The sequence below is a fragment of the Streptomyces sp. BBFR102 genome (genome assembly GCF_051397025.1).
Lineage (GTDB): Bacteria > Actinomycetota > Actinomycetes > Streptomycetales > Streptomycetaceae > Streptomyces.
Window position 1 is genome coordinate 62,335 of record NZ_CP195757.1, and the last position, 12,680, is coordinate 75,014.

The following is a 12,680-nucleotide window of genomic DNA, read 5'->3' on the forward strand; positions in this document are numbered from 1 at the left end:
AAGACGATCACGGCCGCGTGGGCCGCCGGAGGCATTCGTACCGGACGAGTTCACGTCATCGAACCGACGCCCACCAGCCAGCCGGAAACGGACGGCGAGCACGGCGGCAGCCGCAGCGCGGCGCACCCGAGGCGGCCTCGCCCCGCACCGCCCGGGAAGCGCAAGTCCCCTATTCTGTATGATCGTTGGCAGAATTCCTTGGACGTTCGGCGCGAAGATGGCCGGCTTCCGCGGTCGGCACGGCACCGAGGCGTTCCGGTACTTTCGCGACAGCACCGGCTCGGCATCGGCATCGGCATCGGCATCGGGGAGAAGGTTTGCTCACTGAGGGGGGCCGTCAGGTGGCCGACGCGCTGGAGGAGTTGCGCGCCGGGGCCCTCGTGGCGAACACGTGAGGCGGAAGTCCCGGCCGGTGGCGACGAAGGCCGCCGGCGTACCTGCGGGAACCTCGGAACGAGGACCGGCGGGCGCGCGCGAACCCGGAGGGGGGCAGGGCAGCGGGACGGACGGGCGCTTCCGCGCGGTCGTCTGCGCGTACGCGGTGTCCGGGTACGGCAACTACCTGAACCTGATCGCGCTGAGCCTGTTCTCGTACCAGGTCACCGGCACCGCCTTCGGGGTCGGCGCGGTGATGGCGCTGCGCCTGCTCTCCGGCTTCGTCGCCGGGCTCAGCTCGGCGGCCCTGTCGGCGAGGACCAGCCGCCTGCGCGTGATGATCGGCGCGGACGTCGCCCAAGGTCTCGCCATGACCGTCCTCGCCCTGTGCGCCGCCCGCACGCCGGCATGGCTGCTGGGCTGCGCCGTCGTCGTGATGGGCGCGGGGAACACCTGCTTCACCGTCGCCCTGCGCAGCGCGGTCCCCGCCATGGTCGGCCGGGAATTCCGTACCCGGGCCAACGGACTGCTGGTCACGGGGCGGTCGATCGCCACCGTGCTGGGATTCGCCTCGGCCGCCCCGGTCATCGCGTTCGGCGGCTACGGGACCGCCTTCGCCGTCAACGCCGCGAGCTTCGCGGTCTCCGCGGGAGCCCTGCTGGTCCTGCGGCCGCGTACGGACGGCGAGGAGCACGGCCTGGAGGAGGGCGGCCGGAGAGAGGACGCCGAGCGGCCGGGGCGCCGGCTTCCGTGGCGTGGCGCGGCCGGGCTTCCCGGGCTGCTGCTCGGCATGATCGTGCTTCGCGGGGTGGATGCCCTCGCGTCCTCCTCGCACAACGTCGCACTGCCCGTGGTCGCGCACGCCTCGGAGCCGTCGGGTCCCGCGCTGTTCATGACCCGGTTCTGGGTCGCGTGGGCGATCGGCACCATCGTCGCGCACTTCGTGCTGAAACGTGCCGCGAAGGGGCCGGCGTGGGGCGAACGCGCCTTCGCGTTGGGTACGTTGGCGATGTCGGTGTTCTTCGTGGCGGCGTTCACCGGTCTGCCCGACGCCGGCCTCATGGCGGTCGCCGCCTGCGCGGGCTTCGCGGACGGCTGGACCGAGATCGTCTTCACCTCGCGCCTCCAGGCAGCGTCGGACCGCCAGCGCAGCCGCCTGTTCGGCATGTCCGCCACGGCGGAGACGGCCGGCTTCGCCGTGGGCACAGTGCTCGCCGCGGCAGCTCTCGAAACGTTGCCCGCCCTGACGGTGGTCGGGATCTTCCACGGTGCGGCGGTGTGCGGAGCGCTGCTCCTGCTGCTGTTCGCCGCCGCAGTGCCCCGGTCGCCGTCACCCACCAGCGGATCAGAAGGGGGCACGCATGGAACGAGTCCGAGGTCAGGCACTCTGCCGGGGGCCTGAGCAGGAGTACACCGAGGACGACCCACGCACCGCCGTGGACGCCCTGCTGCGCGCCGCCGACGCGGCCACCGGCGCCGCAGTCGTCACGATCGCGCCGGACGGTACCCCGACCAGCCTGTCCTACGGTGAGCTGCTCTCCCAGGCCCGCGGGCTCCTCGCCGGGCTACGGGCACGAGGGCTGCGGGCCGGCGACGACGTGGTGTTGTGCGGGTTACCCCTCGCGGAGTTCTTCCCCGCCTTCTGGGCCTGTCTCCTGGGCGGCGCCAGGCCCGCGGCGATCGCGGACCGGGCCGTTCCCGGCTCGCCCGCGTACGAACGCCTGCTGCACGCCTGCGCGACGTTGGACGCGCCTCTGGTCCTCAGTGACGGCCCGGGGGCGCGGGAGCTGGCCGTCGCCGCTCCCCACCTGCGGGTGGCGGTCGCCGGGGCGTGCCTGGACACGCCCCCCGCCGAGGGCCTCGTCGAGCCGGCCGGGAGCGACGTCGCGCTGCTGATGTTGTCGTCCGGCAGCACCGGTGTGCCCAAGGCGGCGCGGCTCACCCACGCCGGTCTGACGGACTTCGCCGCGAGCGCCCGGCGGACACTGGACGTAGGGCCGGACGACACGATGGTGAACTGGCTGCCCGTCGACCACAGCGGGGCGTTCCTGCTGTACCACCTGCTGGCGGTCTTCGCGGGGTGCACCAACGTCCACGCACCGACCGACCACGTCCTGGCCGAGCCACTGCGCTGGCTCGACCTCGTCGAGACCTACGAGGCGCAGCACAGCTGGGCACCGACGTTCGGGTACGGGCTGGTCGCCGACGCCCTCGCCGAAGGGCCGCCCCGCGCCCGGGATCTGAGCGGTCTCAAGACGCTGTTGTGCGGCGGCGAGCAGATCGTGCTGCCGGTGCTCCGCCGCTTCCTCGACGCCACCGCCGCATCCGGGGTCCGGGAGGGGCACATCGTGCCGGTGTGGGGGATGGCCGAGACGGTCACCGCCGTCGCCTACGGGCGGCTGGACCGGCCCGGCACCGTGCACCGGCTGCTCAAGAGCAGCCTGGGCGGCGACCTGGTGCGGGCCGGCGCGCGAACTCCGGAGGAGGAGTGCGCCACCTTCGTCGCCGCCGGCTCGCCGGCGCACGGAGTCACCCTGCGGGTCGTGGACGACCGCGGCCGACTCGCGCCGCCCGGCAGGATTGGCCGCCTCCAGGTGCGCAGCCCCGCCCGTGTCACGCCCGGCTACGTGAACAACCCGGAGGCGGACGCGGACGCCTTTCCCGCCGGGCGGGAGTGGCTGGAGACGGGCGACCTCGCCTTCCTCGACGAGGGGCAGGTCGTGATCACCGGCAGGCGCAAGGACCTGATCGTCGTCAACGGGAACAACGTGTACTGCCACGAGGTGGAGGGGGCGGCGGCCTCCGTCGCGGGAGTCCGCCAGGGTGAGGTCGCGGCGTGCGGTGTGCCGGACGAGGACAGCGGTACGGAGCGGCTGGCCGTGTTCTTCGTGAGCCGGGGCGCCGATGAGGACCCGCGGATCGTGCGGGAGGTCAAGGCGGAGCTGTTCTCCCGGCTGCGTCTGACCGCCACTCACGTCCTGCCCGTCGCGCACGGTGACTTCCCGAGGACCCCCGCCGGCAAGGTGCGCCGCGCCGAGCTGCGCCACAAGCTGATCACCGGCGGCTTCCCGACCGGTACCGGTCAGGTCGTCGGCGGCGGTGCCTCCGACGACCTGACGGGGGTGGTGTGCGAGGAGATCGGCGTCCTGCTCGGGCGCCCTGTGGACGCGCGCGTGCCGTTCTACGAGCTGGGGCTGGACTCTCTGCTCCTCACCCGGCTCCGCTCCCGCCTCGAAACCCGGCTCGCGGTGCCCGTCCCCCAGACCGCGTTGTTCGAGCACCCCACGGCCGCGGCGCTCGCCGCGCACCTGGGCTCCGCCCCCGCCGTCCCGCCGCAGCTCGCGTCCACCGCTCCGGCGGACGACGCGGCCGAGCGCCGGGTCGCGGTCATCGGCCTGTCGCTGCGTTTTCCCGGCGCGGACTCGGCCGACCGGTTCTGGGCGAACCTGCGCGACGGCGTGGACAGCGTGCGGGTCTTCGACGAGGAGCAGCTCGCCGCCGCCGGTGTGTCCTTGGAGCAGCGGCGCGCCCCCGGCCTCGTACCGGTCGGGGGTGTCGTCGACCGGGTCGACGACTTCGACCCGGACTTCTTCGGGATGAGCCCCGTGGAGGCGGGCCTCACCCATCCCGGGCACCGGCTCTTCCTCGAGTGCTGTCACGAGGCGCTTGAGGACGGCGGCTACGCGGCACCCGAGGCGGGCACGAGGACCGGCGTGTTCGCCGGCGCGGGCATGCACCTCTACGGCCATCAGAGCCGGCCGGCGGCTCACGCGCCCTCGGCACCGGAGGACCCTGCCGCGGCTATGCAGGCGGCCATCGGACGGGAGTCCGACTTCCTCGCCTCCCGCGTCGCCTACCGGCTGGGCCTCACCGGCCCCGCCATCGGCGTGCAGACGGCCTGCTCCACCTCACTGGTCGCCGTCCACCTGGCCGTGCAGGCGCTGCTGAGCGGCGAGGTGTCCATGGCGCTGGCGGGCGCGGCGGCCGTCCACCTGCCGCAGGAGAGCGGCTACCGCAGCCACCCCGGGTCGGTCCTGTCCCCCACCGGGCGCTGCCGGGCCTTCGACGCGGAGGCGGACGGCACGGTCGGCGGCAACGGTGTCGCGGCCGTGCTGCTCAAGCGGCTCGACCGGGCGCTGGCCGACGGCGACTCGGTGCACGCGGTCATTCTGGGCTCCGCCGTCAACAACGACGGGGCGGGCAAGGTCGGCTTCAGCGCGCCCGGTGTCGCGGGCCAGGTGGAAGTCGTGCGCCAGGCGTTGCGCAGGGCCGACGTGCCCGCGGAGACGATCTCGTACGTGGAGGCCCACGGGACGGGCACCCGGCTCGGCGATCCGGTGGAGCTGGAGGCGCTGGGCCGGGCGCTGGGGGAAGGCACTCGGCGGACCGGATTCTGCACGGTGGGCTCGGTGAAGCCGAGTATCGGACATCTCGACAGCTGCGCCGGGATGGCCGGCTTCCTGAAGACGGTCCTCATGCTGCGCCACCGCACCCTGGTGCCCACACTGCACCTGGCACGGCCCAATCCCGAGCTGCGGCTGGACGGCGGGCCCCTCGTCCTGGGCACCGAGCTGAGAGAGTGGCCCGCGCGGGAGGGGGTGCCGCGCCGGGCCGGGGTCAGCGCCTTGGGGGTCGGTGGCACCAACGCGCACGTGGTGCTGGAGGAGCCCCCCGTACGGGCCGCTCCCCTCACGCCCGAAGTGCCGGTGCTCGTCCCGGTGTCCGCCCGTGACCCGGAGGCGTTGGAGGAGCTCACCGGTCTGCTCCGCGACCGGCTGCGGAAGGAGCCGGACCTCGCCGCGGCGGACGTTGCGGCCACCATGGCGCTCGGCAGGCCCCACCGGGCCTCGCGGACCTCGGCCGTCGGCCGGACCGCCGAGGAGCTGGCCGACGCCCTGGACGACCGGGAGGCCGGACCTCCGACCCCGCTCGGCCCGCTGGCGTTCGCCTTCGCCGGCCAGGGCAGCGGCCGGCGCGGCATGGCGAGCGGGCTGTACTCCGCCCACCCGGTCGCCCGGCGGGTGCTGGACCGGTGCGAGGAGCTGTACGCCGACGCGTTCGGCGGCACGCTGCTCCCCCTGCTGCTGGACGGTTCCGCCGACGACGGCATGTGGCCCACCGACACTGCGCAGGCCGCCCTCTTCGCCCACCAGGCGGCGCTCGCCGACGTGTGGCGCGCCGCCGGGGTGCGCCCGGCCCTGCTGTTCGGTCACAGCGTCGGCGAGTACGCGGCCCTGTACGCAGGAGGCGCCCTCACGCTCGACGACGGACTGCGGCTGACGGCGTGGCGCGGGCGGCTGATGGGGACGTCCTGTTCCCCGGGCGGCATGCTCGCCGCGCGGACCGGGCCGGCGGAGGCGGAGCGTGTCGCGCGGGCCGCGGGGGCCGTCGTGGCGGCGTTCAACGGGCCACGCGCACAGGTGCTCTCCGGCCCGCCGGACGCCCTGGAGGAGGCGGTGCGCCTGATGGACCGGGAGGGCGTGCGGTGGCGAGCACTCCCCGTCGACCGGGCGTTCCACTCGGTTGCCGTCGAACCGGCTCTGGACGCGTTCCGTCCGCACATCGAGAAGGCGGCGTACAGTCCCCTGCACACGCCGATGGTGACCGCCGCCGACGGGCGGGTGCGCCCGGTGGGCTGGACGCCGGACGTCGGCTACCTCCTGCACCAGGCGCGCGGCCCCGTCCGGTTCGACCTGGCCATGGCCGCGGCGGCGGGCGAGGGCTGCGAGGACTTCCTGGAGCTCGGTGCGGGGGACACGCTCACCGGTCTGGGCCGCCACTGCGTACCGCGGAGCCGCTGGCTCGGCGGGCAGGGTGCGGGCCGGGACACCGAGGAGCAGACACGCGGTCTGCTGATGTCGCTGGGTTCGCTGTACCGCAGGGGTGCCGATCTGGAGTGGGCAGCGGTCGACAACGGCGGGGGCAGGGTCCCGCTGCCGGGGCACCCTCTGCGCAGGCGACCGGTGCCGCGTCCGGGCACGCCACCGGCCACCCCTTCGAAGGAGAACGCCATGCCGGACGAACTGCTCGACCACGTACGCCGTCTGACCGCCGGCAAGCTCGGCCTGGCGGTGCCGGACGTCAGGCCCGACACCTCGTTCTTCGAGCTGGGCGCGGACTCGCTCGCGCTGATGGGCATGACGGCGGAGCTGGAGGAGCGGTACGGCGCACGTGTCCCGGTACGGGAGCTGTTCTCCACCGCCGACACCCCGCGCGCGCTGGCCGAACGCCTGGCGCAGTTGGGCGCCGCGCCGGCCCCGGCTCCCGCCGGAGCACCCGGGGACGCGGAGCGGCAGCCGCAGGCGGCGCGCCCGCGACCGCACGGGGAAGAGGCGCCCGCGCCCGCCCCTGCCTCACCGGCACCACCGGCACCACCGGCACCACCGGCACCAGCCTTCCCCGTTCCGGAATCCGGGGCCGCCACCGGGCTGCACGAGCTGCTGGGGCAGCAGCTGAAGCTCACGGAGCACCTCATCGACCAGGTGACCGGCGTGATGTCCCGGCAGCTCGACGTCCTCGCGTCCACGAAGGCCCCGCCCGCGGCGCCCCGGGCACCGGCACCCGCCGACCCGCCCACACGGGCCGTCCCTCAGCCCCGGCCCGCTCCCCCGGCACCGGCCGTACCCGCGGCGCCGGTGGCCTCCCCGCCCGCCGCACCGGAGGAGCACGGCGAGCGGCGCGCGCCTGGCTCCGTCCCGGGGTGCGACTTCAGTCTGTACTTCTTCGGCGACTACCCCGAGGGCGCCGACCGCGACAAGTACGCGCTGATCATGGAGGCGTCGAAGTACGCCGACACACACGGTTTCCACGCGCTGTGGCTTCCCGAGCGCCACTTCAACTCCTTCGGCGCGCTGTTCCCCAATCCCTCCGTGCTCGCCGCGGCGCTCGCCGCGAGCACCCGGCACGTCCGGCTGCACGCGGGCTCGGTCGTGCTGCCCCTGCACCACCCGGTGCGGGTGGCCGAGGAGTGGTCGATGGTCGACAACATCTCCGGCGGCCGAGCGGGCCTCTGCGTCGCGAGCGGCTGGCACGCCACCGACTTCTCACTCGCCCCACAGCACTTCGGGCGCCACCGCGAGGTGATGTACGAGCAGTTGGAGACCGTGCGCCGGCTCTGGTCGGGGCAGCCGCTGCCGGTGGCCGCCGGTGACGGCGAGGACGTCGAGGTCCGTCTGCACCCCGCTCCTCTTCAGCGCGAACTCCCCCTGTACGTGGCGGTCGTGGGGAACCCGGACAGCTATCGCCGGGCCGCCGCCGAGGACCTGGGGGTGGTCACCAACCTGATGACGCAGACGGTCGAGCAGCTGGCGGAGAACATCGCCCTGTACCGCCGCACCCGTGCCGAGCACGGGCTCGACCCGCAGACCGGCCGGGTGGTGGTACTGGTGCACACGTACCTCGACGAGGACGGGGACCGCGCGCGGGCGGAGGCGTACCGGCCGTTCGTGTCGTACCTGCGCTCCTCGCTCTCCCTGTTCGGCCAGGTCACCAACAGTCTCGGTCTCACCGCCGACCTCGACACCACGCCCGAGGAGGACGTGGAGTTCCTGCTCGAACGGGCCTACGAGCGCTACTGCGCCTCGCGGGCCCTGATCGGTGACGAGGACGCGGCCGCCGAGACGGTCCGCGGCCTGGTGGCGGCCGGAGCGGACGAGATCGCCTGCTTCGTCGATTTCGGCGTCCCGAAGGACAAGGTCCTGGCCGCGCTGCCGGTGCTCGACCGGGTTCGCCGTCACGCGGGACCCGGCGGCACGGAGCGGGCGTCGCCCCAGCCCGAGCGGCTGCCGCTCACTCCCGCGCAGCGCCGCATCTGGTTCCTGGAGCAACTGCACCCGGGGACCAGCATGTACCACGAGCCCAAGGCGGTCCTGTTGGACGGGCCGCTGGACCCGTCCGCCCTCGGCCGTGCCCTGCAGCGGGTCGCCGACCGGCACCCGGCCCTGCGCACGGTGTTCCTGGACGACGGCGGCGTCCCGTACCAGGAGGTCCGCGAACGGGTCCGGCTGGACTGCCCGGTGGAGGACCGCACGGGGGCCACGGTGGAGGAGGCGCTGAGCGCCGCGCTCGCCACGGAGGGGCGTCGGCTCCTCGACCTGCGCGAGGGGCCACTTGTGACAGCGCGGCTGCTGCGCCTGTCCGACGAGCGGCACCTGCTGTTCCTCCTGGCCCACCACATCGTCTTCGACTCGGCCTCCACAGCGGTACTCGTCCGCGATCTCGCGGCCTGCTACCGGGCGGAGCACGGCGCCCCCGTGCCGCCGCCACCGCCGCGGGTGGCCCCGCCCCGTCCGGCCGACCAGGCGGCGTCCCTCGCCTTCTGGCGGCGCGAACTGGCCGGCGCCCCGGAGCTGGCTCTTCCCACCGACCGGCCGCGTCCCCCGGTCAGATCAGGGGCAGGGGCGAGCCTCACGCGCGAGCTGGACACGGAACTCACCGGGGCGCTCCGGGCGTTCGCGGCCAGGACCCGGGTCACCGTCTTCATGGCCCTGACCGGCGCCGTCGCGGCGGTGCTCGGCCGGCTCAGCAACCAGGACGACATGGTGCTCGGTACCGTGCTCACCACCCGGCCCGCCGGCGCCGAGCACCATGTCGGCCTCTTCCTCGACACCGTCCCGCTCCGCATCGACCTCGCCGGCGACCCGGACTTCCCCACCCTGCTGCACCGGGTACGCGCCGGCGGGGCGGCGGCCTTCGAGCACAGCGGGGTCCCCTTCGACGAGCTGGTGGAGGCGCTCGGCCCGCGCCGGGACCCGGGGCGCAACCCGCTGTTCCAGGTGATGGTGGAGTACGAGAACGCGGGTGAGGTGGAGTTCGGCCCGTCCAGGCCGGCGGCGACGCTGATCGACGTGCCGAGCGCGCGGGCCCCCTTCGACCTGAGCGTCTACTTCACCCACCACGGCGACGGCGTGCGGTTCATGGTCGAGTACGACACGGCCCTGTTCGACGAGGCCACCGTCGCCCGCTTCACGCACTACGTGGAAGAGGTACTGCGCCGGGCCCTCGACGACCCCGGCGCTCCGCTGGGCGAACTGACCGCCCTGACCCGCGCCGACCGCACGGCTCTCGAACAGCTGGGAGGTCTGGACCAGGCGCCGCCCGTCGTCGAGGACACCCTGCACGGTTTGTTCGAGCGTCAGGCGCGGCGGGCCCCGCAGGCCGTCGCCCTGGTGAGCGGGGCGCGGAGCATCCCGTACGGCGAGCTCGACGGCCGCGCCAACATGCTCGCCCATGACCTGCGCGCCCGCGGGGCCGTGCCGGGCGAGCGCGTGGCGCTGCTGCTGCCGCGCGGCCCGGAGCTGATCGCGGCGGTGCTGGGGGTGCTCAAGAGCGGCGCCGCGTATCTGCCGCTGGACCCGTCGCTGCCCACCCCGCGGCTGTCCGCGTTGCTCGACGACGGCTCGCCCGTGCTGCTGCTGACCACCGCTTCCGTCCTCGCCGGGCACGCCGGTCTCGGGGCGGACGAGGCGGACCTGCCCGTGCGCCTGGTGGAGGAGGTCGACGGCGGTCTCGCCACGAGTCCCCCGGACGCCGGCGCACGCCCCGAGGACCCCGCGTACTGCATGTACACCTCGGGCTCGACCGGTCTCCCCAAGGGGGTCGTCGTGCCGCACCGTGGGCCGGTCAACCTCGTGCGGGGGCACCGGCGGAGCCATTCCCCGCTGCGCACCCTGCAGTGGACGTCGCCCGCTTTCGACGTGAGCGTGCAGGAGATCTTCACGACGCTGTGCGCCGGGGCGGAACTGGTGCTGATCGAGGACGAGGTGCGGCACGACGCGGCGGCGGTAGCCGAGGTGGTGCGGCGCCACGGCGTGGAGCGGTTGTTCATGCCGTGCACCCCGCTCAGGTACGTCCTGGAGACCGGCCCCGAGCTGCCTTCGCTGCGCGAGCTGTTCTCGGCGGGCGAGGCGCTGCACCTGACGCCCGCGATCCGCCGGTTCCTCTCCGCGCACCCCGGATGCGCGCTGTACAACCAGTACGGGCCGACGGAGACCTCCGTCATCGTCACCTCGCACCGGGTCGACCCGGACGGCGGGACGTGGCCACCGGTCGGCACGCCGGTGCCGGGCGCACGGATCACCCTGCTCGACGGCGTCGGGCGGAAGGTGCTGCCCGGGGCGGTCGGAGAGATCCACGTGGGCGGGGCCCCGGTGGCGTACGGCTACCACGCCCGGCCGGCGGAGACGGCCGACGCGTTCCTCGCAGACGGCTCGGGCTCCGTGCTGTACCGGACCGGCGACCTCGGGCGCTGGCGCACGGACGGCACCCTCCAGTACTGCGGCCGGACGGACGACCAGGTCAAGATCCGGGGCCACCGGGTCGAGCCGGCCGAGGTGCGGACGGCGCTGGGTGCCCTGCCGGGTGTGCGGGACGCGGCCGTCGTCTCCCGGCGCGACCAGCACGGCGACCACGAACTCGTCGCCTACGTGGTGCCCACGGAGCCGGAGGCCGACCTGCGAGAGCTGAGGGCGGCGCTCTCGGCGGTGCTCCCCAGCCATCTGGTACCGCGCCACTGGGTGCGCCTCGGCCGCCTGCCGGTGAACACCTCGGGCAAGCTGGACCGTGCGGCGCTGCCCGAGCCGGGGCCGGACCTCGTGGCCCCGGGCGAGGACGAGTTGCCCGCCACCGCTGCGGAAGAGGCCCTGCACGACCTGTGGTGCGAGGAACTCGGTGTGCGCGAGGTGCCGGTCACCCGGTCCTTCTTCGAACTCGGAGGCCACTCCCTGGGCGCGATCAGAGTACTGAACCGGATGGCGGAGCAGCTGGACGTCGAGCTGTCCATGGCCGAGTTCTTCCTGAACCCGACGATCCGCGCCCTCGCGGAACGCGGTGACCGGCCCGCGCCCGTCGGCGAGGTGGTCGACTCGGTGCCGCTGACCTCCACGCTGCGCAGGCTGTGGCACCGGCATCACGCCCACTCCGACCCCGCGGTCTACAACGTCGCGCACCGCGTCGACCTGCGGGGAGAGCTGGACCCCGGGCACCTGGCAGGAGCCTTGGAGGACCTGGTGGGCCGCCATCACGCGCTGCGCGGCAGAGCCTCGTTCCGCGACGGGCGGCACCGATTCGAGGTGCTGGCCCGCGTGCCCGTGGAGCTGGCAGTGGACGACCTGACGGCACGGGCCGGTGACGAAGCGGTCGAGCAGTGGTGCCTGGAGCAGGCCACGCGCCCGTTCGCGATGGACCGCGCGCCCCTGTTCCGCTTCCGGCTGGCGCGGCTCGGCCCGGATCGCTGGGTACTGGTGACGGTCTTCCACCACGCCGTGTGCGACGGCTGGTCCATGGGAGTCGTCTGGCGCGAACTGCGCGAGCTGTACGACGCCCGCCGGTCGGGCTCCAGGGAGCGTCCGGCGCCGCCAACGGTGCAGTTCACGGACTGCGCCCGGGCGGAGCACGCGCTGAGCGGGAGCCGCAGGGCGAAGCTCGAACAGTTCTGGCACGCCGAACTCGGCGGCGTACCCCTGCGTCTGCCGCTCCCCTACGACCGGCCTCGGCCGGCGAAGCTGTCCGGCGAGGGGGCCGTGCACACCTGGCGCGTCGGCGGGGACGTTCCCGGGCAGGTCGCCGAGACCGCCACCCGCCTGGGGACGACGCCGTACGTCGTGCTGGCCGCGACATTCGCGACCTGGGCCGGCGGGCTGTGCGGCGGCCTGCCCGATGTGGTGCTGGCCGCGTCCAGCGCGAACCGCACCGCCGGGGAACGGTCCGGTGTGGTGGGCCTGCTGGGCGACGCCGTCCTGCTCCGTGCCCGGCTGAGCGAGGCCGACGCCTTCGCCGATCTGGTGAAGCAAGTGGGCGCGGCACTCTTCACCGCGCTCGACCATCAGGACCTGCCCCTGACCGAAGTGGTGGAACTGGTCTCGGAGGAGACGGAGGGCTCCTTCTTCCCGACGGTGCTGTTCACCGTGGTCACCACACCGCCACCCACCCTCGCCATGCACTCCGTGTCCGCCTCGGTACGCGACCTCCCGACGTCCAGGGTGGCCCGCAACGAGCTGTACGTGGTCGTGGTCCCCGGCCCCGAGGAACTCACCATCACCTTCGAGTACTCCACGGACCTCTTCGACGAACGCACCATCCTCACTTGGGCGGACACCCTCACCCGGCTCCTGGCCCAGGTCACGCGAACTCCCTGATCCCGGGCCTCGGGTCCTCCCGTGAGCGTTGACGTGAGGGGCAGGCGGTTCCGAAAGGCGCTCGGCCGGGGTTTCCCCGGCCGAGCGTTCAGCATGGTCGGCCGGCGGGTGGGGCGGCCACGCGGTCGGGTGCGGTGGGGACCCGGTCGAGGTGGTCCGGCCGGTGCCCGT

Annotated in this window: 2 protein-coding genes; both read left to right on the forward strand. The window is 74.1% G+C overall.

Translation table 11 applies throughout. The features are described from left to right. The first annotated feature begins 412 nt into the window (after positions 1–412). Positions 413–1,777: an MFS transporter gene (locus ACSLIC_RS00315; protein WP_436735646.1), complete on the forward strand. Its 1,365-nt coding sequence runs from the start codon at positions 413–415 to the stop codon at positions 1,775–1,777. Next, complete coding sequence (locus tag ACSLIC_RS00320; protein WP_436735647.1) at positions 1,737–12,509, forward strand: amino acid adenylation domain-containing protein; 10,773 nt, start codon at positions 1,737–1,739, stop codon at positions 12,507–12,509. The genes ACSLIC_RS00315 and ACSLIC_RS00320 overlap by 41 nt, the downstream gene beginning before the upstream one ends. Positions 12,510–12,680: the final 171 nt, after the last annotated feature.

Bases quoted from the DNA above. Each gene is read 5' to 3' on its own strand.
- ACSLIC_RS00320 (WP_436735647.1), top strand. From the start codon at position 1,737: ATGGAACGAGTCCGAGGTCAGGCACTCTGCCGGGGGCCTGAGCAGGAG.